This is a genomic window from Burkholderia catarinensis, from assembly GCF_001883705.2.
In the GTDB taxonomy this organism is placed as follows: domain Bacteria; phylum Pseudomonadota; class Gammaproteobacteria; order Burkholderiales; family Burkholderiaceae; genus Burkholderia; species Burkholderia catarinensis.
The window spans coordinates 81,184-104,365 of record NZ_MDEQ02000008.1; the positions used below are offsets into that span (position 1 = coordinate 81,184).

18 protein-coding genes and 1 pseudogene are annotated in these 23,182 nt (G+C 68.3%); 9 read left to right on the plus strand and 10 right to left on the minus strand.

Going from position 1 to position 23,182, the window contains the following annotated elements; all coding sequences use genetic code 11:
- Nucleotide 1 precedes the first annotated feature (1 nt).
- The 9 genes from BFF94_RS14765 to BFF94_RS14805 form a co-directional block, all read right to left on the minus strand.
- Entirely contained in the window at nucleotides 2-736 is a 735-nt protein-coding gene (locus BFF94_RS14765; protein ID WP_128848803.1) for a cupin domain-containing protein, read from the minus strand.
- A 302-nt stretch (nucleotides 737-1,038) separates the two neighbouring features.
- The gene (locus BFF94_RS14770; protein ID WP_128848927.1) at nucleotides 1,039-1,494 is read right to left on the minus strand and encodes a helix-turn-helix transcriptional regulator; all 456 of its coding nucleotides are present in this window, start codon (nucleotides 1,492-1,494) and stop codon (nucleotides 1,039-1,041) included.
- A gap of 154 nt (nucleotides 1,495-1,648) precedes the next feature.
- On the minus strand, nucleotides 1,649-2,926 hold the full coding sequence (locus BFF94_RS14775) for an NAD(P)/FAD-dependent oxidoreductase (RefSeq protein ID WP_128848800.1): 1,278 nt from the start codon (nucleotides 2,924-2,926) through the stop codon (nucleotides 1,649-1,651).
- A gap of 197 nt (nucleotides 2,927-3,123) precedes the next feature.
- A complete protein-coding gene (locus BFF94_RS14780; protein ID WP_219139494.1) occupies nucleotides 3,124-4,989 on the minus strand; it encodes an ABC transporter ATP-binding protein in 1,866 nt (621 codons plus the stop codon).
- On the minus strand, nucleotides 4,989-5,945 hold the full coding sequence (locus tag BFF94_RS14785; protein ID WP_219139495.1) for an ABC transporter permease: 957 nt from the start codon (nucleotides 5,943-5,945) through the stop codon (nucleotides 4,989-4,991). Before BFF94_RS14785 ends, BFF94_RS14780 begins: the two co-directional genes overlap by 1 nt.
- A 30-nt stretch (nucleotides 5,946-5,975) precedes the next feature.
- Nucleotides 5,976-6,929, minus strand: a complete 954-nt coding sequence (locus BFF94_RS14790; protein WP_128845349.1) for an ABC transporter permease — start codon at nucleotides 6,927-6,929, stop codon at nucleotides 5,976-5,978.
- Between the two features lie 79 nt (nucleotides 6,930-7,008).
- Complete coding sequence (locus BFF94_RS14795) at nucleotides 7,009-8,592, minus strand: ABC transporter substrate-binding protein (RefSeq protein WP_128845347.1); 1,584 nt, start codon at nucleotides 8,590-8,592, stop codon at nucleotides 7,009-7,011.
- Nucleotides 8,593-9,282: 690 nt separating this feature from the next.
- Nucleotides 9,283-10,821: a methyl-accepting chemotaxis protein gene (locus BFF94_RS14800; protein WP_219139496.1), complete on the minus strand. Its 1,539-nt coding sequence runs from the start codon at nucleotides 10,819-10,821 to the stop codon at nucleotides 9,283-9,285.
- 174 nt (nucleotides 10,822-10,995) lie between these two features.
- Nucleotides 10,996-11,664, minus strand: coding sequence for a haloacid dehalogenase type II (locus BFF94_RS14805; RefSeq protein ID WP_128845345.1), 669 nt, complete (start codon nucleotides 11,662-11,664; stop codon nucleotides 10,996-10,998).
- A 463-nt stretch (nucleotides 11,665-12,127) separates the two neighbouring features.
- Here BFF94_RS14805 and BFF94_RS14810 point away from each other — a divergent pair, with 463 nt between their 5' ends.
- The 9 genes and pseudogenes from BFF94_RS14810 (at nucleotide 12,128) to BFF94_RS14850 (ending at nucleotide 22,199) form a co-directional block, all read left to right on the plus strand.
- Complete coding sequence (locus tag BFF94_RS14810) at nucleotides 12,128-12,988, plus strand: GNAT family N-acetyltransferase (RefSeq protein ID WP_219139497.1); 861 nt, start codon at nucleotides 12,128-12,130, stop codon at nucleotides 12,986-12,988.
- A 12-nt stretch (nucleotides 12,989-13,000) separates the two neighbouring features.
- Nucleotides 13,001-13,927, plus strand: a complete 927-nt coding sequence (locus tag BFF94_RS14815) for a 2-hydroxyacid dehydrogenase (protein ID WP_219139498.1) — start codon at nucleotides 13,001-13,003, stop codon at nucleotides 13,925-13,927.
- Between the two features lie 162 nt (nucleotides 13,928-14,089).
- Nucleotides 14,090-15,490 (plus strand): aspartate aminotransferase family protein, encoded by a 1,401-nt coding sequence (locus BFF94_RS14820; protein ID WP_128849895.1) that lies wholly within the window; start codon nucleotides 14,090-14,092, stop codon nucleotides 15,488-15,490.
- An 86-nt stretch (nucleotides 15,491-15,576) separates the two neighbouring features.
- Complete coding sequence (locus BFF94_RS14825; protein ID WP_006749694.1) at nucleotides 15,577-16,068, plus strand: Lrp/AsnC family transcriptional regulator; 492 nt, start codon at nucleotides 15,577-15,579, stop codon at nucleotides 16,066-16,068.
- 100 nt (nucleotides 16,069-16,168) lie between these two features.
- Complete coding sequence (locus BFF94_RS14830; RefSeq protein ID WP_128849897.1) at nucleotides 16,169-17,641, plus strand: NAD-dependent succinate-semialdehyde dehydrogenase; 1,473 nt, start codon at nucleotides 16,169-16,171, stop codon at nucleotides 17,639-17,641.
- Nucleotides 17,642-17,857: 216 nt separating this feature from the next.
- Nucleotides 17,858-19,378 carry a sensor domain-containing diguanylate cyclase gene (locus BFF94_RS14835; RefSeq protein ID WP_128849899.1) on the plus strand — a complete coding sequence of 507 codons (1,521 nt, stop codon included), beginning with the start codon at nucleotides 17,858-17,860 and terminating at the stop codon, nucleotides 19,376-19,378.
- A 231-nt stretch (nucleotides 19,379-19,609) separates the two neighbouring features.
- A complete protein-coding gene (locus tag BFF94_RS14840) occupies nucleotides 19,610-21,568 on the plus strand; it encodes a phosphatase PAP2 family protein (RefSeq protein ID WP_219139499.1) in 1,959 nt (652 codons plus the stop codon).
- Between the two features lie 183 nt (nucleotides 21,569-21,751).
- Nucleotides 21,752-21,960: pseudogene (locus tag BFF94_RS14845) on the plus strand (DUF72 domain-containing protein); the annotation flags it as partial.
- A gap of 68 nt (nucleotides 21,961-22,028) precedes the next feature.
- Nucleotides 22,029-22,199, plus strand: a complete 171-nt coding sequence (locus BFF94_RS14850) for a hypothetical protein (protein ID WP_006397039.1) — start codon at nucleotides 22,029-22,031, stop codon at nucleotides 22,197-22,199.
- Nucleotides 22,200-22,250: 51 nt separating this feature from the next.
- On the opposite strand, the gene BFF94_RS14855 is transcribed toward BFF94_RS14850, so the two are convergent.
- A complete protein-coding gene (locus tag BFF94_RS14855) occupies nucleotides 22,251-23,150 on the minus strand; it encodes a LysR family transcriptional regulator (RefSeq protein WP_219139500.1) in 900 nt (299 codons plus the stop codon).
- Nucleotides 23,151-23,182 lie beyond the last annotated feature (32 nt).

Genomic DNA, 23,182 nt, shown 5'->3' on the forward strand with positions numbered 1-23,182 from the left:
TTCAGTCTCGTTCGGTTGATGCAGGGACGTTTTGCACGACGTAGAATTTCGCCACGCGTTCGCTGCTTTCCCATCCGATCGACGCGCCGCGCGGCACGAACAGCGCGTCGCCGGTGTCGAGCGACAGCACGCTGCCGTCGGGTGCGGCGAACCGTACGCCGCCGGCCAGCAGGAGCATGAACTCGTTCACGCGATGCGGGCGAATGATCCGGTGATAGGGCGTCGAATCCCACGTGCCCGCGCAGTACCCGGCGCCGTCGTCGAGGAAGACATTGTCGCTGCGGCATTGCGGCGCGGGGCCGAGCAACACCTCCGGCGGCAGCGTTGCAGACGGTTTGAAGTCGGCGTCGGCACGCAGCGGGAACAGGCCGCGCTTCGTCGGATTCGGGCACGCGGCCGCGCAGAACATGACGAGCACGGGCGACTTCGCGGCGACGCGAAGTGCCGTGCCGCCGCCGATCACCGCCCCTTCTCGCGGGCCGAGAACCAACGGCGCGGCGCCGGCCGCTTCGAGCGTCAGCTCTCCTTCGACGACGACGAGGGTTTCAATGTGCGGATAGCTCGCTACGTCGAGCTCGCCGACGAAGCCGATACGCCCCGCGACCATCGAGTCCGGTCCCTCCCACGCGATTTCCCGATGTTGCGCGAAAGGATCGTGCTCGCCGAATGCCCCCTTGCGGAAGGCGGTTGAAGTTGCCGCTCCATCGGCACGATGCAACACCAAAGCTGCGGTCATCTTTGCTCCTGCCAGTGCGCGACGACGTTATCGAGAACCCGTCGCGCGGTATCGGAAATCGTTGTTCGCGGACATTCGATCCACAAACCCGTTAGGACAATTGAACTGTTCGGCAAGGTGTGCCGCCCGCGAATCCCGTTCAATCCAGCGGGCGGCCAACCGTTCCTGCCATTGTGCCGGGCCAGCCCGTAGATCGGATTAACCATCCAAAAAGCCTGCGTTAAACGCCGGATAACGGTCGCGCCGCGGGCCAATCGACAGCCTGGCCGGGCCGCCGGTCGCGGACGCCGTCCGCGCTGCGCCTACGCAACGTGACACGACGCTTCGCGGCGTTCGGCGCGCGCGCGCACCGGCGGCGTTCGCGCCGGAGCACCAGCTAGCCGCGTAACCACGTAATCGCGCGGCGTGATCCCGAGCACCCGCCGAAAATGCCGGCACAGGTGGCTCTGATCGAAGAATCCGACCTCGGTCGCGACCACCGACGGCGCCTGACCGGCGCGCAACAAGTCCTGCGCACGCGTGACACGCACCAGACACAGATACCGATGCGGCGACAATCCGACTTCGCTGCGAAAGCGCGCGGTGAAACGCGACACGCTCAATCCGGCCACCGCCGCGAGCGTGTCGAGATTCAGCGGCTGCGCGAACGCCGCATCGATCGTGCGCAGCACGTCGCCGATCGCCGCCGATACGGGCAGCGGAACACGCGGTGCGCGAGGCGCCGCGCCGTCGACCGGATCGTGGAACAGGTTGATCATGTTCGCAGTACTCATGCGGCCGCCTTCACGGCTGCAGCCTGCGCGGCGAAATGCGCGATCGAGAACGGCTCGATCGGCGCCGCCATCGTGTCGCCGGCGGCGAGCGGGAAAACACATCGTGCGGTCATAACGAATCCTCCCGAGGGCAGTCGCTTCAGTGCAGGAAATCCTGCACCCGGTAATACGCGCCGACGAACGGCAGGAACCACGCGTGCCCGAAATGGCCGGGCATCGCCGGCCAGTCGAGCTCGCGCCACGGATTCGACGCAGCCGCGCCGTACAGCACGTCGGCCATCACGCGGCCCATGTGCACGGACATCTGCACGCCGTGGCCGCTGTAGCCCATCGAGTAATAGAGCCCGTCGTGCTGGCCCGCGCGCGGCAGCCGGTCGGCGGTGATGTCGACCAGCCCGCCCCAGCAGTAATCGAGCCGCACGTTGGCCAGTTCCGGGAAATAGCCGGCCATGCCGGCACGCAGAATCTCGCCGCTTTTCACGTCAGAACGCGGGCTCGACATCGCGAAGCGCGCACGGCCGCCGAACAGCAGCCGGTTGTCGGGCGTCACGCGGAAGTAGTTGCCGATCTGGCGCGACGTCACGTACGCACGGCGGTGCGGGAACAGCCGGTTCAGTTGCGCGTCGGGCAGCGGCTCGGTGACGACGATGAAACTGCCGACCGGCGCGATGCGCCGCCGGAACCATGCGAACGGGCCGTGCTGCGATGCTCCGGTCGCGACCAGCACCCGATCGGCGACGATCGTGCCACGCGTGCCGGTGACCGTGTGGCGCTCGCCCCCGAGCCGCTCGAGCCGCGTGACGGCCGCCTGCTCGTAGATGCGCGCGCCCGCCCCCACGGCCGCCTGCGCCAGGCCGACGCCGAACTTGCCCATGTGCATCTGCGCGCCGTTGCGTTGCAACAGCCCGCCGTAGAAACCGTCGGAGCCGATTTCATCGCGGATCCGCGACGGCTCGACCAGTTCGATGTCGGGATCCACTTCGCGCCGCAGCACCTCGAACGTCTTCGCCAGTCCCGCGAAATGCTGCGGCTTCGCGGCGAGCTTCAGCTTGCCCGCACGCCGCCAATCGCAGTCGATCGCGTGTTCGGCGACGATCGCCTCGACGCTCTTCACCGCACTTTCGTAGGCGCGATAGAACTGCCTTGCGGGTTCGGCGCCGATCCGTGCGGCAAGCGACGCGTAGTCCTGCGCGACGCCGGTATTGCACTGGCCGCCGTTGCGGCCCGACGCCTCGCCAGCGATCTGCGCGGCTTCGAGCACGACCACCGATACGCCGCGCTGTGCCAGCGCGAGCGCCGCCGACAGGCCGGTGAAGCCGCCGCCGATCACGACTACGTCGGCGCGCCCTTCGACGGGCCCTTCGCAGGCGGCACGAAACGCGGGGCGGGTATCCAGCCAGTACGATTCGAATTTCATCCGATCCTTCTCGAGCATTCCGGCAACAGCGATCGGCGATCGCCCATTGAAACCATTAAATCACCGTCAAAAAGCGCAGTTGCCGCGTATTCGCGCACGGCGCGCGCACGATCCACCGTTTTTCACGACCGCCGCAGCACACTATGCGGAAGGCCGCTCGCCCCGGCCGGCGGACGCGACGAACGAATGACGCGGCGCTACAGACGTACCGGCTGCACCGGCGTCACGTCAGCCGCCACCGGCTCCGCCTGGAAGCGCGTGAGGTCTTCCTCGCTGCGATGACACAACACCTTCGCGCCGTTCCCGAGCGTGCGCAGCGTGGGCGCCGTCCGGTTGCACACGCCGTCCACCCGCATCGAGCAGCGCGACAGGAACGGACACAGCTCGGCCTCGTTGACGCTCGCGCCGATCGGCACCAGCGGCCGGTGGCAACGCTCCGCCGCATCGTCGAGCCAGCCCGCGCGCAGCTCCGGCGCCGACGACACGAGCAGGTGCGAATACGGGTGGTAAGGCGGCGCGCACAGTGCGTCGCGGCTGCCGGTCTCGACGCGCCGGCCCGCGTACAGCACGACGATGTCGTCGCTGATCGCACGCACCTTCGCGATGTCGTGCGTGATGAACACGTACGACACGCCGAGCTTGGCCTGCAGGTCGCGCAGCAAATCCATGATCGCGGCGCCGACCACGGTGTCGAGCGCCGACGTGACCTCGTCGCACAGGATCAGGTCCGGCTCGGCGGCGAGCGCGCGCGCGAGGTTCACGCGCTGCTTCTGCCCGCCGGACAGCTCGCCGGTGCGTCGCGTGGCGACCGCCTGCGGCAGCCGCACGAGTTCGAGCAGTTCCGCGACGCGCTGCCGCGCACGCGCGCCCTTGATCCCGTGATAGAACGCGAGCGGCCGCGCCAGCGTGCGCTCGACGGTATGCACCGGGTTGAGCGCGGTATCGGCGTTCTGGAACACGATCTGCACGCGGCGGTGCTGCTCCTTGGAGCGTTTGCCGATGTCGAGCGCGAGCGGCTCGCCGTCGAGCAGGATCTGCCCGCCCGTCGCCGGCACGAGACCCGCGATCACCTTCGCGAGCGTCGTCTTGCCCGAGCCCGATTCACCGATCACGCCGACCGTCTGCCCGCGCCCGATGCGCAGGTCCACTTCGTGCAGGATCACCTTCGCGGGCCAGCCTTTCGCGGTGCGGCCGCCATAGCCGGCGATCGCGCCGCGCACGTCGAGCAGCGGCGCGGGCGCCGGTTTCGCATCGCGTTCGGCTTCGCCCGGCGTGACCGCCGCGATCAGGCTCTGCGTGTACGGGTGCGTCGGCGCATGCAGGATCTGTTCGGTATCGCCCGCCTCGCGGATCACGCCGTCACTCAGCACGACGATCCGGTCGGCCATCTGCGCGACCACGGCCAGATCGTGTGACACGTACACCGCGCTCATCCCGTATTGCCGGATCACGCTCTTGAACGCCTGCAGCACGTCGATCTGCGTGGTCACATCGAGCGCGGTGGTCGGCTCGTCGAGGATCACGAGCTCCGGATCGGTGATCAGCGCCATCGCGGCCATCAGCCGCTGCAGCTGCCCGCCCGACACCTGGTGCGGATAGCGCTTGCCGATCGTCTCCGGCTCGGGCAGCGCGAGCGCGCGGAACAGCTCGACCGCCTTCGCCTGCGCGTCGCGCTTCGACATCGTCTTGTGGATCAGCGCGCTCTCGATCACCTGGTCGAGGATCGTGCGCGACGGGTTGAACGCGGCGGCCGCGCTCTGCGCGATATAAGCGACCTTGCGGCCGCGCAGCGCGGTCAGCGCCTGCGCGGACAACGTGCAGAGGTCCGTGCCGCCGAGTTTCACCGAGCCGCCGGCGATCCGGCAGCCGGTGCGCGCGTGGCCCATCAGCGACAGCGCGATCGTCGTCTTGCCGGAGCCGGACTCGCCGATCAGCGCGAGCACCTCGCCGCGCCGGATCTCGAAGTCGACGCCGTGGACGATCGTCGTTTCTTCGCCGCCGGGGCGGCCGCCGACCACGCGCAGCCCGCGCACCTCGACGAGCGGGTTCGATTCGTTTTGCATCAGTGTCCTCCCGCCGCGCCGGCCGCGCCCTTGCGGCGGCCACGATGCGGCAAGCCGTCGATCAGCAGGTTGACGCCCACCGTCAGGATCGCGATCGCGACCGCGGGCATGATCGCGACGGCCGAGCCGTCGCCGAGGCTCGCGATGTTCTCGCGCACGAGCGAGCCGAGATCCGCATACGGCGGCTGCACGCCGAGCCCGAGAAAGCTCAGGCCGCTCAGCAGCAGCACGACGAACGTGAAACGCAGCCCCGTATCGGCGAGCATCGGATGAATCATGTTCGGCAGCATCTCGACGCACGCGATGTACAGCGCGCTCTCGCCGCGGGCGCGGGCGACCTGCACGAATTCGAGCGTGCTGATGTTGACCGCCAGCGCGCGCGCGATCCGGTACGAGCCCGGCATGTAGCTGACCGCGGCCGTCAGGACCAGCAGCGGCAGCGACGAGCCGAACGCGGCGACGAACATCAGCGCGAACATCTTCGACGGAATCGACGTGAGCGCATCGAGCAGCCGGCTCATCGTCTCGTCGACCGCGCGGCCCGACACGGTGGCGAGCAGCCCGAGCGTCGTGCCGGTCAGCGCGGCGAGCAGCACCGCCGCGAGCGCGAGCAGCACGGTCAGCCGCGTGCCGTACAGGATCCGGCTCAGCATGTCGCGGCCGAGGAAGTCCGAGCCGGCCGGCAGCTTCGCGCCGAACGGCGCGAACACGTCGGGCGTGACGATCGCGCCGACGTCATGCGGCGCGATCAGCGGCCCGAACACGGCGACGAACAGCATCAGGCCGACCATCGACAGGCCGACGCGGCCGCCGGCGGTCAAGGCGATGCGCGCGGCGCGGCGCTTGCGCGGCTGGTCGGGGGCGGGCGCGGCAGGCGGCATGCTGCCCCGCCCCACGGGCGGGTCGCCGGATGGCGGCAGCGCGCTGCTGCGTTGTACGGGTTCGATCGGTTGCATGGGCGGCATCTCGGAAGAAAGACGAAACACTCAGGTGCGCAGTCGCGGGTTCGACACGATCGAGCACAGGTCGGCGAACAGCACGAGCGTCAGGTAAGCGACGCAGAAGATCAGCGTGCACGCCTGGACCAACGGGAAATCGCGGTTGCTGACCGCGTCGACCATCAGGCTCGCCAGGCCCGGATAGTTGAAGATCGTCTCGACGACGATCACGCCGCCGAGCAGATACGACAGGCTCAACGCGATCGCATTGGCGATCGGGCCGATCGCGTTCGGCAACGCATGGCGCAGCACGACGCGCGCGGGGCTCGCGCCCTTCAACACGGCCATCTCGACGTACGACGCGCTCAACTGCTCGATCACCGCGGCGCGCGTCATCCGCGCCATCTGCGCGATCACGACCGCGCACAACGTCAGCACCGGCATCGCGTACGCACGCAGGAAGTCGTGCAGGCTTTCGATCGGGCCGCTGTACGACAACGCGGACAGCCAGCGCAGCTTCACCGCGAACACGAGCACGGCGACCGTCGCGATCAGGAACTCCGGCGTCGCGACGAGCGACAGCGTGCCGAGGCTGATCACGCGGTCGATCGCCGACTCGCGCTTGACCGCCGCGAGGATCCCGAGCAGCAATGCGATCGGCACCGACACGACGGTCGTGATCGCCGCCAGCGTGAGCGATTTCGGCAGGCGTCCGCCGATCAGCTCCGACACCGGCATGTCGCCGGACAGCGACCGGCCGAAATCGCCGTGGAGCAGGCCGGTGAGCCAGTGCACGTAACGCACGTGCGCCGGCATGTCGAGACCGAACTGCTGGCGCAGCGCGGCGACCGTCTCCGGCGTTGCCGACTGGCCGAGCGCGGCCTGCGCGGCGTCGCCCGGCAGCAGGTTCGTGATCGTGAAGATGATCGCGGACACGATCAGCAGCGTCAGCGCGGTGACCGCGATGCGCCGGCCGATCAGCCCGATGAGAATCCGGTTCATGGTGCGGCACTCCCGAAAAAACCGCGCGTGGCCGGCGCGGTGGTCCGCACCGGCCGCGCGACGGCGGCCAGCCACAACGTCATGCGTTCCACCACACGTTCTCGGCGAACGTGAAGCCCATCATCGGCCCGGTGGGGATCGAGCCGAGGCCCGCGAGCCGCTTGTCGTAGCCGTCGAGGAAGCTGATGAACGCCGGAATGCCGACCCGGCCCTGCTGCGCGACGATCACCTGCATGTCGCCGTACATCTGCTTGCGCTTCGCATCGTCGGTTTCCGAACGCGCGGCGAGCAGCAGCTGGTCGAACTTCGCGTTCTTCCAGCCCGACTCGTTCCACGGCGCATCCGACTTGAAGAACTGCGTGAACAGCACGTCGGCGCTCGAGCGCGGGTTGATGTTGCCGAAGGTGAGCGGGTGCTTCATCCAGTGGTTCGACCAGTAGCCGTCGGGCGACGCGCGGTTGACCTGCAGGTTCAGCCCGATCTTCTGGCCGGCCTGCTGCAGCAGCACGGCCATTTCGATCGACCCGTTCGCGTCGGACGTCGCGTAGATCGGCGGCAGCGTGGCGCCGAGCGCCCCCGCCTTCTGAAGCAGGAATTTCGCCTTGTCCGGATCGTGCGCCCGCTGCGGCAGCGACGCGTTGAAGTAGCGGTGCCCCGGCGGAATCGGCTGGTCGTTGCCGATCACCGAGTAGCCGCGGAACACCGCCGTGCGGAGCTGCTCGCGATCGAACAGGTACTTCATCCCTTCGACGAAATCGGGACTCGAGACGATCGGGTTGTCGCTGCGCATGATCAGGTCGGTATAGAGGCCCGACTTGGTTTCCTTCAGCGCGTAGCCCGGCGTCGACGAGACCCGCTGCGTCGAGCGCGGATCGATCGCGTTGATCAGGTGCACGTCGCCCGACAGCAGCGCGTTCAGGCGCGCGGCGCTGTCGCTGATGCCGATCAGCTCGATCTCGTCGAGATACGGCTTGCCGGGCTTGAAGTAGCTGTCGTTGCGCACGCCGACGGTCGACACGCCCGGCTTGAACGTCTTCAGCTTGTACGGGCCGCAGCCGATGCCGGTCGAGAAGTCGGTCGTGCCGTCCTTGACGATCACCAACTGCGGCGTCGCGAGGATCACCGGCAGATCGGCGTTCGCGCTGGCGAGCGTGAGCGTGACTTCGTCCGGGCCGGTCGCCTTCGCATCCGTGAACTGTTCGGCAAGCGTCTTGACCTTCGACGCGGTGGCCGGGTTCTTGTGGCGCATCAGCGAAAACACCACGTCGGCCGGGCCGACCGGCTTGCCGTCGTGGAACGTGACGCCCTTGCGCAGCTTGATGATCCACGTTTTCGCATCGGTCGTCTGCAGCGACTCGGCGAGGTTCATCTGCGGCGTCAGGCTCGCATCGAGCTGCGTGAGGCCGCTGTAGAACATGAAGAAGCGCGTGTAGTCCGCGCCCGTCGAGCCCTTGGCCGGGTCGAGCGTATCGGCCGTCGAGCCGGCTTCGTTCGCGACCCGGATCTTGCCGCCGCGCTTCGGCGCGGGCGCGGCGAATGCAGAGCCGGGGGTCATCAGCAGTCCGCCGGCGCCGGCGGCCATCATGCCGCTCGCCGCCATGACCTTCATCATGTCGCGGCGCGTGAAGCCGCCCTTGCCGCCGTTGTCGATATCGTCGCTCATCCGAACTGCTCCTGACTGTGGAAAGTGGGGTCTTGGGTCCAGCGTGGTTCTCGAATCGCGCCGCGCCCGCTTGCTGGTGGCGGTCGCAACGTTGTCATGCAATTCATTTAAGCATCGCCAAAATGCGGTTTGTCGCGATTCGGGCGGCCCGCACGATACGAATCGACCGTTTTGAGCGGCCCGCGCAGCATGAATTGCTGCGTGCGCATCCGTGTCGCCGTGTGCCCGGCGGCGCGTCGCGGCGGCTGCCCAACCCGTGTCGATGCAGGAAATCGTAAGGCCGCAGCCGCCGCAGATTGCGCCGACAAAATTGCCCGTTCGGCATCCGGCGCGCGTTTGGCTCACGCAAACCGCACGTTTGTGTCGAATGCGTGCGCGCATGCCCACGACGGCTGAAACGAGCGGCAGGTTGCGGCAGATCGCCGCATGCACGGGCAGCGACGGTGGGGATCGCGACGGGACGTCGCGCAGGAAAGTTCAGAAGAATGCCGCTCGATCTGAGCGGCTTGGCGGGAAGACGGGAAGATGACGGGACTGCCCGGAAACCGGGCCCGGGCAGCCGTCAGGAACCGCGCCGCGATGCGGCGACGCGTCCATCACCGGCATGTCGGCGCGCACGCCGGGCGGGCGCCGGCGCGGCGCACAGAAGACAGGAGGATGCGCCGGCCGCGGGCGGACGGCGCGAAGCCGTCACGCAGCGAGCCGGAATACCGATACGGCGGCCCGCAGGCGCGCCGCCTGCTCGTCCAGCGACGAGGCGGCCGCAGCTGCCTGCTCGACGAGCGCGGCGTTCTGCTGGGTGACTTCGTCCATTTGCGCGACCGCCAGCCCGATCTGTTCGATGCCGGTGCTTTGCTCGGCCGATGCCGCCGAAATCTCGCCCATGATGCCGGCCACCCGGTCGATCGACCGGACGATCTCCGTCATGCGCGCGCCGGCCGTCTCGACGAGCCGGCTGCCGCTGCCGGCCCGCTCGACCGACGCGTCGATCAATCCCTTGATGTCCTTCGCGGCCGCGGCGCTGCGTTGCGCGAGCGAGCGGACTTCCGACGCGACGACGGCGAACCCGCGCCCCTCCTCGCCGGCCCGCGCGGCTTCCACCGCGGCGTTGAGCGCGAGAATGTTGGTCTGGAACGCGATGCTTTCGATGACGACGGTAATGTCGGCGATCCGCACCGATCCGTCCGAAATCTGCCGCATCGTTTCGACGACCGCCTGCACGGCCGCGCCGCCGAGTTCGGTCGCATCCTTCGCCTGGGCCACGAGCGCATTCGCCTGGCGTGCGTTGTCGGCGTTCTGTTTGACCGTGGACGTGATCTGCTCCATGCTCGCGGCCGTTTCCTGCAGCGACGCGGCCTGCTGCTCCGTGCGCTGCGACAGATCCAGGTTGCCTTGCGCGATCTCGCCGGTGCCAGTGACGATCGAGTGGGTCGTGGTCTGGATCTCGGCGATGGTGTCGGTCAGCCGCGCCTTCATGTCGCCCAGCGCGACGAGCAGGCTGCCGGGCGCGGCGTGCGCCGTATCGAACTGCACGTCCAGTTCGCCGGCGGCGATGCGGGCGGCGATCTGCGTCGCATGCGCGGGCTCGCCGCCCAGCGTGCGCCTGACGCTGCGCAGCACGCCCCATGCGATAGCCGCGAGCGCCGCGGCGATGACGAGCGTGATGGCGCCCAGCACCGTCGCGAGCCGGGCAAACGCCGCATTGATGTCGTCGTAGAAAAATCCGGTGCCGATCCACCAGTTCCAGTCGGGAATTGCGACCACGCCCTGCAGCTTCGGCTCCAGGTCCGCGTCGGGGCTGCGCTTGATCAGCACGTCGACGAGCGCGAAATGCGACTGCGCCATGCCCGCGCGGTACGCCTCGCTGTCGGTCAGGCCGCTGGTCGTGCGGTTGCCTTTCGCGCGCGTGCCGATGAATTTCGCGTTCGGGTGGACGAGGTTGACGCCGTCGGACGTCGTGACCCAGAAGTAGCTCTTCGAATTCGCGTTGAGCGCCGCCAGCGCGGCCTTGGCCTGCTGCTGCGCCTGCTCCTGCGTGAGCGTGCCGTTGGTCTGCATCGTGCGATACGAATCGACCAGATGCTCGGCCTTGGTCAGCAGAATGACGATCTCTTCGCGGCGGCTGTCGATCAGCGCGTCGCGCAGCGTGTGCAGCGACAACGCGGCGAGCAGGACGACACCGAGCAGCGCCGCGGCGACGAGCATCAGCAGTTTGGTGGACAACTTCATGCGGGGCCTCGAAATATTAACCGTTCGGTACATATATCGGCCCGAGTGACCCCGCCCTTGAACGACTCAATATCGGTAATTACCCTCGTTTCGTACGCTGATCGAACGCGCGACGGGACGCGACGGCATCACGGCCGCGCCCCGTCGCTCGATGGATCTGCCCGCGCAGGTGGCTTACAGCCCGAGCTGCGTCGCCAGTTGGCCGATGTCCGACACTTCGTAATAGTTGTAGAACGGCGTGCCCGGCTCGTGGCCGCGGTTCACGAACGCCTTGTGCTTGATCCCGAGATCCTCGGCCGTCATCAGGTCGTAGCGCAGGCTCGACGACACGTGCAGCACGTCCTCCGGCTTGCAGCCGAGCTTGTCGAACATGTATTCGAAGCCCTGCATCCGCGGCTTGTACGATTGCGCCTGCTGCGCGGTGAACACCGCATGGAACGGCGCGCCGAGCTTGTCGACGTTGCTCATGATCTGCTCGTCCATCGCGTTCGACAGGATCACGAGCTTGTACTTCGTCGCCAGCCGCGACAGCCCGGCCGGCACGTCCGGATGCGGGCCCCACGTCGGCACCGCATGATAGAAAAGCTCGGCCTCGGCTTCGTCGAACGTCACGCCGACCCGTGCGCACGTGCGGCGGACCGCGTTGACGACGACGTCGCGGTACGGCTTCCACGCGCCGAGCACCTCGTCGAGCCGATAGGCGGCGAACGCGCGCACGAAGGCCTCCATCGTGGCCGGCGACAACCGATCCGCATAGATTTCGCGCGCCGTCTCGGCCATCCGGAAATGGGTCAGCGTGCCGTAGCAGTCGAAGGTGATGTACTTCGGTTCAAACTGGATCATGGTCAGGTCCTGTCGGTATGAAGCCCCGGCAGGGCCGGGGATGGGCTGGGTTTAACGAAATTGAATCAGGGCAAAAAGTCGTTCGCGCATCGTTCGGCGCCGCTCAAAACGCAGAATCGCCGCGTGTTGCCCGGCACATGCAGCACGATCTGCGGCGCGATCGGGCGCGGCGGGACCGGCCGGTGGGCGGCGTGCTGCCGCAGCGGGCTCGCCTGTCAGCGCGGCCCTCCGGGCAGGCGGCAGCGCGGCCGTGCATTTATCGTAGTGGCGTTCCCACAGCAGGAGTGGTGGGATTGACCGGCCGCGCCGGCACGATCAGCGCGTTCGTGCGCGCCGATCGAACGGGTTTGCGTAGATCTCGCGGGCGCGCCCGTCACCGCCGGAAAACAGGCGAATCGTCCTATCCGCGCCGCACCCGCGCTGGCAGAGTGAATGCGTCATTTCCACCCATCCGGAGTCCGGCGTGTCCGACCTCAACCCTTCCCGCACGCTCACCTATCGCCCGTTCGCCGAAACCGACCTGCCCGCCGCCCATCGGCTGTCGGAGGCGGTCAAGTGGCCGCACCGGCTCGAGGACTGGCGCTTCGTGCTCCAGCTCGGCGGCGGCATCGTGGCCGAAGACGAGACCGGCGTCGTGGGGACCGCGCTGGGCTGGCGCCTCGGCGAATCGCACGCGGCGCTCGGCATGGTGATCGTGTCGCCCGAGCGCGCGGGCGGCGGCATCGAGCGCGAACTCCTCGCCCGTGCGCTCGACGGCTTCGGCACACGAACCGTCTTTCTGCATGCGATGCCGGGACGCGAGCCGCTGTACGCGGCGTTCGGCTTCGAGCCGATCGATACGATCAACCAGCATCAGGGCGCGGCGTTTCGGCCACCGCTGATCTCGCTGCCGCCCGGCGAGCGCCTGCGCCCGCTCGGCATCAACGACGGGCCGCGCCTCGCCGCGCTCGCGTCGCGCGCGGCCGGCTACGAACGCGGCGCGGTGACCGATGCGCTGCTCGACGTCGCGAACGGCATCGCGCTCGACCGCGACGGCGAACTGCTCGGCTTCGCGCTGTTCCGCCGCTTCGGCCCGGGCCACGTGATCGGCCCGGTGGTCGCGCCGGATGCGCTGCGCGCGCAGGCGCTGATCAGTCACTGGCTCGCGTTGAACGAAGGGATGTTCGTGCGGCTCGACTTGCCGAGCGACAGCGGGCTGTCCGACTGGCTGGACGGGCTCGGGCTGCCGCGCGTCGATACCGTCATCGCGATGGCGCGCGGCACGACGCCCGCGCGCGACCCGGAACTGCGCGCGTTCGCGATCGTGAGCCAGGCGCTCGGCTGAACGGGACATACGATGAGCTTTCTCTACAAGGCCGACCCGGTGCGCGGTGCGCAGTGGGCGGCACGCTTCGCGCAACAGGCGCCCGATCTGCCGTTCCGGATCTGGCCGGACCTCGGCGACGCCGAGGCCGTCCGCTATCTCGCCGCATGGCAGCCGCCGGACGATCCGGTCGCGCTGCTGCCGAATCTCGAGGTCGTGTTCTCGGTCGGCGCCGGCATCGATCAGTTCGACCTGTCGCGCGTACCCGCGCACATCCCGGTCGTGCGGATGATCGAGCCCGGCATCGTCGACGGGATGGTCGAATATGTGACGCAAGCCGTGCTGACGATCCATCGCGACCTGTTCGACTATGCGGCGCAACAGCGCGCACAGGTGTGGCGCGAGAAACCGGTGCGCGCGGCCGCGTCGCGCCGCGTCGGCGTGCTCGGGCTCGGCACGCTCGGCCAGGCGGTGCTCGACATGCTCCGGCGCTTCGGCTTCCCGTGCGCCGGCTGGAGCCGCACGCCGCGCACGCTCGACGGCATCGAGTGCCATGCGGGCGACGCGGCGCTCGATGCGTTCCTTGCCCGCACCGACATCCTGATCTGCCTGCTGCCGCTGACGGACGGCACGCGCGGGCTGCTCGGCACGCGCGTGTTCGACGCGCTGCCGGCCGGCGCGTCGCTCGTGCAGGTCGGGCGCGGCCCGCAGCTTGACGCGGCCGCGCTGCTCGCGGCGCTCGACAGCGGCCGGCTCGACAGTGCGATCCTCGACGTGACCGACCCCGAACCTTTGCCGGCCGGCCATCCGTTCTGGACGCATCCGCGCATCCGGATCACGCCGCATATCGCCAGCGCGACGCGGCCCGACACCGCCGTCGACGCCGTGCTCGCGAACCTCGCGCGCCATCGCGCGGGGCAACCGATGATCGGCGTCGTCGATCGCGCGCGCGGCTACTGATCCACGCGCACGGCGCAGCGGGGCTGCGCAGCAGAAAATGCCGAAGCGCCCCGTGCAAACGCCACGCCCGACCGTTTCGCACCGCAAATTGAAGGCGCCTGCGGATTTCTCGCCCGGTAGGATGAACTCATCGCTGACCCCCGACGAGAGTCCCTCCCCGCCATGAACCAAGCCGCGCTGATCGAAGCCGATCGTCAACACCTGATCCACCCCGTCGTCAACTATCGCGCGCACGAGGCGCGCGGCGTCACCGTGCTCGAATCCGCCGACGGCGTATTCCTGCGCGACGCGGACGGCCACACGCTGCTCGATGCGTTCTCGGGCCTGTGGTGCGTCAACGTCGGTTACGGCCGCGACAGCATCGTCAAGGCGGCGGCCGACCAGATGGCGAAGCTGCCCTACGCAACCGGCTATTTCCACTTCGGGTCGCAGCCGGCGATCGAGCTGGCCGAGCGGCTCGCGGCACTCGCGCCCGCGTCGCTCAACCGCGTGTATTTCACCCTCGGCGGCTCGGACGCGGTCGATTCCGCGGTGCGCTTCATCACGCACTATTTCAACTCGACCGGCCGCCCGTCGAAAAAGCAGATGATCGCGCTCGAGCGCGGCTATCACGGCTCGTCGTCGATCGGCTCCGGGCTCACCGCACTGCCCGTGTTCCATCGCCATTTCGACGTGCCGCGCGCCGATCAGCACCACATTCCGTCGCCCTATCCGTACCGCCACCCGCTCGGCGACGATCCGCAGGCGCTGATCGCCGCGTCCGTCGCCGCGCTCGAAGCGAAGGTCGCCGAGCTCGGCGCGGACAACGTCGCGGCGTTCTTCTGCGAGCCCGTGCAAGGCTCCGGCGGCGTGATCGTGCCGCCGGCAGGCTGGCTGAAGGCGATGCGCGACGCGTGCCGGCGCCTCGGCATCCTGTTCGTGGCCGACGAGGTGATCACCGGCTTCGGCCGTACCGGCCCGCTGTTCGCGTCCGAGACCGAGCGCCTCGAGCCGGACCTGATGACCGTCGCGAAGGGGTTGACCGCCGGCTATGCGCCGATGGGCGCGGTACTGATGTCCGATGAAATCTATGAAGGGATCGCGGGCAGTCGCGCCGATTCCGCGGTGGTCGGGCACGGCCACACGTATTCCGCGCATCCGGTCAGCGCGGCGATCGGCCTCGAGGTGCTGAAGCTTTATCACGAGGGCGGCTTGCTCGCGAACGGCCAGGCGATGGCGCCGCACTTCGCCGGGGGGCTCGACGCGCTGCGCGCGCATCCGCTCGTCGGCGATGCGCGTTCGGTCGGCCTGCTCGGCGCGCTCGAGCTGGTGGCCGACAAGGCGCGCAAGACGCGCTTCGACCCGGCGCTGAACGTGCCCGAAAAAATTACCGCTGCCGCGTACGCGAACGGCGTCGTGTTCCGCTCGTTCAGCGACGGCGTGCTCGGTTTCGCGCCGGCGCTGAGCTTCACGGCGGGCGAGTTCGACCTGATGTTCGAACGCGTGCGCAAGACGCTCGACGACGTGCTGGCCGACCCGGGCGTGCAGCGCGCGCTCGACGCCGCGCATGCTCAGCCGGCATGAGCCGGACAAGGGAATGCCGGGCTTGTGGCAACCATCGTTCGACTCTAAAGTAACCGGACATTCCATTTTTGCCCTCTCACGCGACCATGACGGACAGCAAGCTAGATCGCATCGACCTGCGCATCCTTTCCCAGTTGCAAAAGCGCGGCCGCATGACCAACGTCGAACTGGCCGATGCGGTCGGGCTGTCGCCCAGCCCGTGCCTGATCCGCGTGAAGCGGCTCGAGAAGGCCGGCTACATCGGCGGGTACGGCGCGCACATCCAGCTCGAGAAGCTCGGCGACGTGCAGGTGGTGTTTACCGAAGTCACGCTTGCCGATCACCGGCGTGAGGACTTCGACCGGTTCGTCGCGGCGATCCGCAATGTCGACGAGATCGTCGAATGCCATCTCGCGAGCGGCGGCTACGACTATCTGCTCAAGTTCATCACGCGCAGCGTGAGCCACTACCAGACGATCGTCGAAGGACTGCTCGAGCAGAACATCGGCATCGAGAAGTATTTCAGCTACGTGATCATCAAGTCGCCGTTCGTCAAGCGACACTACCCACTCGAATCGCTGTTCGGCGAGCGGCACTGACGAAACAGCGGGCGGCACCCTCGAACGCGGCAGCGTGCTGTCCGCGCGGGGGAGTCGCACGCCCGCGCCGCCGCCGAACCGCTTCATCCAAGGACCTGTCATGCCGCTTACGCTGTCCCGAACCGAACTCGTGCGCACCGCCAACCTGATCGACGGCGCGTGGCGCGACGCGCTCGACGGCCGTCGCTTCGACGTCACCGATCCGGCAACGCTCGAAACCGTTGCCCACGCACCCGACTGCGGCGCGGCCGATGCGCGCGCCGCCACTGACGCGGCAGCCCGCGCGTTGCCCGGATGGCGTGCGACACCAGCCCGCGAACGGGCGGCGATCCTGCGCGCATGGCATGCGGCGATCGTCGCGCACACCGACGATCTCGCGAAGCTGATGTCGCGCGAACAGGGCAAGCCGCTCGCCGAAGCGCGCGGCGAAGTTGCATACGGCGCGTCGTACGTGCTGTGGTTTGCGGAGGAAGCGACCCGCACCTACGGCGACCTGATTCCGCAACAGCAGCGCGGCAAGCGGCTGAGTGCGCTCAAGGAGCCGATCGGCGTCGTCGCCGCGATCACGCCGTGGAATTTCCCGCTCGCGATGATCGCGCGCAAGATCGCGCCTGCGCTCGCGGCAGGCTGCACGGTCGTCGCGAAGCCGGCGGAGGACACGCCGCTGACCGCCCTCGCGCTCGCCTTCCTCGCGCAGGAGGCCGGCTTGCCGCCCGGCGTGCTGAACATGATCGCCGCATCGCGCGAGCGCGGCATCGAAGCGGTGGGCGACTGGCTCGCCGACGGCCGCGTGCGCAAGATCACGTTCACCGGATCCACGCCCGTCGGCAAGCTGCTCGCGCGCGAATCGGCCGCGACGCTCAAGAAGCTGTCGCTCGAACTCGGCGGCAATGCGCCGTTCATCGTGTTCGACGATGCCGAGCTCGACGCCGCCGTCGACGGGCTGATGGCCGCCAAGTTCCGTAATGGCGGGCAGACCTGCGTGTCGCCGAACCGCGTGTACGTGCAGGCCGGCGTCTACGAGGCATTCGCCGCCAAACTCACCGCCCGTGTCGCCGCGCTGAAGGTCGCGCCGGCGACCGATCCGGACGCGCGGATCGGCCCGATGATCAACGCACGCGCAGTCGACAAGATCGCACGCCACGTCGGCGATGCAATCGAGCGCGGCGCACGCGTGCTCACGGGCGGCAAGCGCCTGACCGAACTCGGTCCGAACTATTACGCGCCGACCGTGCTCGCCGATGCCACCGCCGACATGCAGCTGACCTGCGAGGAAACCTTCGGCCCGATCGCCGCGCTGTTTCCGTTCGACACGGAAGATGAAGCCGTCGACGCCGCGAACGACACGCCGTTCGGGCTCGCCGCGTATTTCTACACGCAGGACGTGCGGCGCATCGCGCGCGTATCGGCGCGGCTCGAAACCGGCATCGTCGGCATCAACGAAGGCGCGCTCGCGAGCGAGGCCGCACCGTTCGGCGGCGTGAAGGAATCGGGCTACGGCCGCGAAGGCTCGCGCTATGGCCTCGACGATTACCTGTCGATCAAGTACCTGTGCCAGGGCGGGCTCGACTGAAGCCACCCGTCGCCCTCGTCCGCCGCTCTCATCCGCCGCTGTTACGCAGTCGTTGCGCGGGGCGCCGCCGCCGGCGCGCCCCGACCGCACACGTTTGCGGCTCCCGTGCAGTCATCGCTTCGCATGCCGGCCTCGATTTCCGGGCAACCCTGCCGTTAACTCGGGTTTGACCAGCGCCGCTGCTGTCGCAGCCGGCTTCCCGTACGAGCGCGAGCCATGCCTGCACCCACTTCGATCGAGAAAATTGCCGACTGGGCCGGCCGCCACCCCATGATCGTCGGTGTGCTGGGTACGCTGATGTCGGTCGCGGCGCTCGGCATCAGCGCGGTGACGCTGTGGGCCGCGCGAAGCGAAGTCGTCAGACATGCGCACGAGACTTCGCGCAACGTCGCGGCCGTCCTGGTCAGCGAGATCGCGCGCACCGTCGAAACCTCCAACAACGCGCTGGTCTCACTCGCCGCCGATCTCGGCAACCCCGCCATCGTGCGCCTGGACGCCGGGTTGCGTCACGACGTGCTGTTCGAGCGCACGGCCGCGCAATACGTGACCGGCATGGGGGTGACGGACCGCCACGGGCGGCTGATCGACGGTTGTTGCGGCCCGACCCACAACTGGGACTTCAGCGATCGCGACTACTTCAAGGTCCATCGCGATTCGGACCACGTCGGCCTCTACGTGTCCGAGGCGTACCGGGCGCGTTCGCGCAGCGGCACCGAATCGATCGCACTGTCGCGGCGCATCGACGGGCCGGATCATGCGTTCAACGGGATCGCGGTGGTCGCCGTCGACCTCGCCTACTTCGATCAGCTGCTGTCGCGGTTGAACGTCGGACCGCACGGCATCAGCGCGATCCTGCGCGCGGACGGCACGATCCTCGCGCGAAATCCGCCGTTGAACGATCACCAGATGGTTCGCCTGCGCCGGTCGAAGTCGTTCGAGCGGATGGTGAGCAACGAATCGGGCTACTATGCTGCGCGCTCGAGCATCGACGGAACGGTGCGGCTGTATACGTACCAGCGGGTACCCGGCACGCCGCTGATCGCCGTGGTCGCGCCGGCCGAGAGCGACGTGCTGGCCGGCATCACGCACCTGACGTGGACGGTCGGCGTGTCGGCGTCCGTCATCGGCGCGCTGTTCTGCGCGGTGGTGTGGCTGCTCGCATTCGCGCTGCGGGACAACCTGCGCAAGCAGACGCTGCTCACCGACCTGACACGCACCGATCCGCTGACGGGCCTGCACAACCGTCGCGCGCTCGATGCCGCGCTCGCCGACGAATGGGAACGGCTGCAGCGCGGCAGCGACGGCAGCCTGTCGGTGCTGTTCATCGACGCCGATCACTTCAAGCAGTACAACGACCGGTACGGCCACGCGCAAGGCGACACCGCGCTGCGCTTTCTTGCCGCATGCGTGCGCGCGCATACGCGACGGCGCGGCGATCTCGCCGCACGTTACGGCGGCGAGGAATTCGTCGCGGTGTTGCCCGATACGGACGAGCGCGGTGCCGCGAAGATCGCCGAAGCGATTCGCCGCGCCGTGGAACTCAACCGGCTCGACGGATTCGACGCGACGATTCCGGCCTTCACGGTCAGCATCGGCTGCGCGACCGGCCATCGCGCGCGGCCGGCGTCCGTGCATGCGTTATCGCATCAGGCGGACCTCGCCCTCTATGCGGCCAAGCGCCAGGGCCGAAACCGCGTGTGCCTCGCCGACGCGGAATCGTCCGCCCAAGCGGCGTGAGCACTGCGGTTCCGATCTCTGTTTCGAAAGCGCACGCCCGGCTTGCGCGTAGCCGTCCATTTCCGGGCTTCGCCGACGACCGGATCGATCCGCCGACATGTTCAGCATCACGAATTCACCAAATAGTGAGAATTCACGCGCATCGACCGCGCTCCGAAACAAATCCTTAACGGCTGCGTCACGATCGCCCACGACAATCCGCCATCTTTGACCCTCAGGATGGAGTCTCGCATGCTCGTGTCACGAAGCCGTTTCCCGCTGCACGTCGCAGCCCTGTCCAGCGCGATCGTACTGGCTGCCTGCGGCGGCGGCGACGATGTCGTCTCGACGAATACGACAACCGCTGCCGTTCCGGCGCCGCCGGCCGACCCCGGCTTCGTCGACAGCGCGCCCGTGCCGAGCGTGCCGGCCTTCGTCGACAACATCGCGACCAACCAGCGCGGCGACGCGCGCTATGCGACGCTGTCGACGAACGCCGCGGTGCGCGTCGTGAGCCGCTTCCTCGATCTCTGGCAACCGTCGACCATGCTGGTCGATGCGGGCGTGAACGCGCCGGCGAACGGCGCATTTCCGGCCGTCTCGCCTTCCACCTGCTCGGGACTGCCCGGCAGCGGCGCGCCGTGCGGCACGATCCTGAACGACGCGGTGCTGGCGGCCAATGTTCAATATGTGGTCAACGCAACGACCGCACGCACGCCGCAGCAGGCCGATGCCGCGTACTACGACGACCGGCGCGGCAAGGGCTACAGCGTGACCGACGGCATGGGCCCGCTCACCGCGGCATGGCGCACCGCCGCCCAGCAGGCGACCAGCATCACCAGCGTGCCCGCCGATGCCACGACCGTCCTGTACAACGACTCCGGCAACAACGTCGGTGTCGGCGGCAGCGGCAACGCCGGTTTCGGGAAAGTCGTCGATCTGCTCAACGAAATGGGCAACAACGCGTCGACCGAACCCTCGAAGCGCTTCTACAAGTACGCGCGGCCGTATCGCTGGAGCACGAGCGTCGTCGTCGCGCCGACGCTCGTTCCCGCGGAAAGCACGACGCCCGCGACCGACGGCGGTTTCATCAGCGGCCACGAAGCCGAGGCGATGCGCGATGCGACGACGATGGCGTGGCTCGTTCCGGAGCGCTTCCAGGAAATGGTCGGCCGCGGCCTCGAACTGGGCGAGAACCGGATCCTCGCCGGCATGCACTCGCCGCTCGACGTGATCGGCGGCCGCATGCTCGCGCTGGCCGTCAGCGCGGCCAACCTGAGCGCTTACGCCGGCGACGCGCAGGCCGCGTACGGCCAGGCGCACCAGACGCTGCAGCAGCTCACGGGCACCACCGATGCGACGTTCGGCGCGTTCGCGCGCTCGGGCACGACCGCGACCGACCGGTTCGCCGATTACGCGACGAACAAGGCGGCGTTCCTGCGCCGCATGACGTTCGGCTTCGGTGCGATCGAATCGACCGACGCGCCGCCGGTGGTGCCGAAGGGGGCCGAGATCCTGCTGCAGACGCGCTTCCCGTATCTGGGCGCCGACCAGCGGCGCGTCGTGCTGAAGACCACCGAAATGACGTCCGGCTATCCGGTCATGGACGATGCGGAAGGCTGGGGCCGCCTGAACCTGTTCGCGGCCGCCGACGGCTACGGCGCGTTCAACGGCAACGTGACCGTGTCGATGGACGCGTCGAAGGGCGGACTCAACGCCGCCGACCAGTGGCGCAACGACATCGCGGGCGCCGGCAAGCTGACGCTGCAAGGCACCGGCACGCTGACGCTGGCCGGCAACAACCGCTACACGGGCGGCACGCAAGTCGGCGGCGGCACGCTCGCCGCCGCATCCGCGACCGCGTTCGGCAACGGCGACGTGTACGTCGGTTCCGGCGGCGGCATCCGGATTGCGGCCGGCGCGCCCGTCACGGTCGCGACCCGCTATACGCAGCTCGACAACACGACGCTCGAACTCGACATCGACGGCAACGGCGGCGGGCGCTTGCGCGTGGGCGGCACGCTCACCGTCGCGGGCGGCACGCTGCACGTGAAGTTCGTGAACGGCTATGCGCCGAAGGCCGGCGACACCATCGCGCTGATCGACGGCGCTGCCGGCGCGGCGAAGTTCTCGACGGTGACGGTGGACGGGTTCAAGGCAACGCCGGTCTATACGGCGACGGGCGTGTCGGTGACGTTGTCGGCGTCGTAGTCTCGTACGCGGCGGGTCGCGCGGACCGCGCGACTCGCGCGTCGTGCTAAACGCGTGGACGAAGCGCTGACTGTCGAATACTTCACGCGATACGCCGGCTGAGCAAGATGCGTGCCGCGCGGTGGCACGCGCATTGCTCGACGCCTCGATTACCTGTCGACCTACGGGCATTCGCGCATCGACGTGACATGCACAATCGGCGAGATTCATATCGGCATTTCAGGCTGGCGCTACGACGGATGGCGCGGCACCTGCTATTCGAAAGGCCTGATGCGTTGCGCTATGCGTCCGGCCGGATGCAAACGATTGAGATCAACGGCACGCATTACAGCCTGCAATCGCTCGACAGCTGGCGGCACGGGTACGACGAAACGCCGCCGGGTTTTACGTTCGGCCGGATAAAACGGCCGCCGCGCGACGGCAGTCCGATCGATGAACCCGAACCGCAAGGAGAAGAACGATGACCCTGCTTATCTACCTGGTCGGATGGATCATTTTCATCGGCGGCGTGGCATGGGGATTGATGACGTTGCACGTGTCGCAGCACATCATCGAGATCGTGGCCGTCATTCTGTTCGGCATCGCGGTGATCACGGGCGCGACGCGCGCGCGCAATCGCGACCGGTCGTAGCGCGATCGCGCCGCCGCGGCATCCCGACCGGCCGTCGCGACCGGCGCCCTTTCACTGCCCCGGTCCGATGTAGGCAGCCAGTTCTTCCGGCCGGCCAGCCGGAAAGGCGTCCTTGAGGTGATCCAGAAACGCGGAAACGCGAGCGTTCAACAACCGCCGGGAAGGATACAGTGCCCATAGCGCGATATCAGGCCCCGGCACGTCGCCCCAACTGACGAGCGTGCCGGCGGCCAGGTCGTGGCTCACGAGCGACACCGGCAGGCAAGCGGCGCCCAGGCCGATACGGACCGTATCGCGGATCATGATGAGCGACGACAGCCGGGCGACGGGCTCGATCGACAGGCGGGCCGTCCCCGCCGGGCCCGTGACCTCCCATGCCGCGCGCCTGTCGTCCACACCGCGAACGACAACCGGCACGGCCGCATCGCCGCTCGGCCGCGCCAGCGCGGGGTTCGCCACGACGACCAGCCGGTCGCGCAGGAACACGCGCCCGATCAGGCTTTCATCCGGGTCGGGGTTCACGCGAATCACGAGGTCGTACCCTTCCTCGATCATGTCGACGGGCCGATCCTCCGTCGTGACCTCCAGCCGCACGTCGGGGTATTTCAGCGCGAACGTCGCGACCAGCTTCCCCATTGCGAACTGGGAAAAGACCATCGGCGCGCTGATGCGCAGCCGTCCGCGCGGCCGCTCGCTCCCCGATGCGATCGCCGATGCGCTGTCGGCAAGCTCGGCGAGCAGCGCACCCGTCCGCTCGTAAAGTGCGCGCCCCTCCTGCGTGAGCTTCACGCCACGCGAGCCGCGTTCGAACAGGCGCAGCGCGAGACTGTTCTCCAGTTCCGTGACGCGGCGCGACAGCGTCGCCTTCGGGCGCCCCGCCGCGCGCGCGGCTTCCCCGAAGCTGCCATGACGGGCGACGAGATTGAAATCGGCGAGAGCGAGAAGGTCCATGCGTTCCACCAATGAGACACCTCGTCTATTTA

Coding starts and splice junctions, on each gene's coding strand:
- BFF94_RS14800 (WP_219139496.1), bottom strand. CDS start 10,821: ATGAAGTTGTCCACCAAACTGCTGATGCTCGTCGCCGCGGCGCTGCTC.
- BFF94_RS14855 (WP_219139500.1), bottom strand. CDS start 23,150: ATGGACCTTCTCGCTCTCGCCGATTTCAATCTCGTCGCCCGTCATGGC.
- BFF94_RS14820 (WP_128849895.1), top strand. CDS start 14,090: ATGAACCAAGCCGCGCTGATCGAAGCCGATCGTCAACACCTGATCCAC.
- BFF94_RS14780 (WP_219139494.1), bottom strand. CDS start 4,989: ATGCAAAACGAATCGAACCCGCTCGTCGAGGTGCGCGGGCTGCGCGTG.
- BFF94_RS14790 (WP_128845349.1), bottom strand. CDS start 6,929: ATGAACCGGATTCTCATCGGGCTGATCGGCCGGCGCATCGCGGTCACC.
- BFF94_RS14775 (WP_128848800.1), bottom strand. CDS start 2,926: ATGAAATTCGAATCGTACTGGCTGGATACCCGCCCCGCGTTTCGTGCC.
- BFF94_RS14765 (WP_128848803.1), bottom strand. CDS start 736: ATGACCGCAGCTTTGGTGTTGCATCGTGCCGATGGAGCGGCAACTTCA.
- BFF94_RS14815 (WP_219139498.1), top strand. CDS start 13,001: ATGAGCTTTCTCTACAAGGCCGACCCGGTGCGCGGTGCGCAGTGGGCG.
- BFF94_RS14850 (WP_006397039.1), top strand. CDS start 22,029: ATGACCCTGCTTATCTACCTGGTCGGATGGATCATTTTCATCGGCGGC.
- BFF94_RS14770 (WP_128848927.1), bottom strand. CDS start 1,494: ATGATCAACCTGTTCCACGATCCGGTCGACGGCGCGGCGCCTCGCGCA.
- BFF94_RS14825 (WP_006749694.1), top strand. CDS start 15,577: ATGACGGACAGCAAGCTAGATCGCATCGACCTGCGCATCCTTTCCCAG.
- BFF94_RS14840 (WP_219139499.1), top strand. CDS start 19,610: ATGCTCGTGTCACGAAGCCGTTTCCCGCTGCACGTCGCAGCCCTGTCC.
- BFF94_RS14835 (WP_128849899.1), top strand. CDS start 17,858: ATGCCTGCACCCACTTCGATCGAGAAAATTGCCGACTGGGCCGGCCGC.
- BFF94_RS14795 (WP_128845347.1), bottom strand. CDS start 8,592: ATGAGCGACGATATCGACAACGGCGGCAAGGGCGGCTTCACGCGCCGC.
- BFF94_RS14830 (WP_128849897.1), top strand. CDS start 16,169: ATGCCGCTTACGCTGTCCCGAACCGAACTCGTGCGCACCGCCAACCTG.
- BFF94_RS14805 (WP_128845345.1), bottom strand. CDS start 11,664: ATGATCCAGTTTGAACCGAAGTACATCACCTTCGACTGCTACGGCACG.
- BFF94_RS14785 (WP_219139495.1), bottom strand. CDS start 5,945: ATGCAACCGATCGAACCCGTACAACGCAGCAGCGCGCTGCCGCCATCC.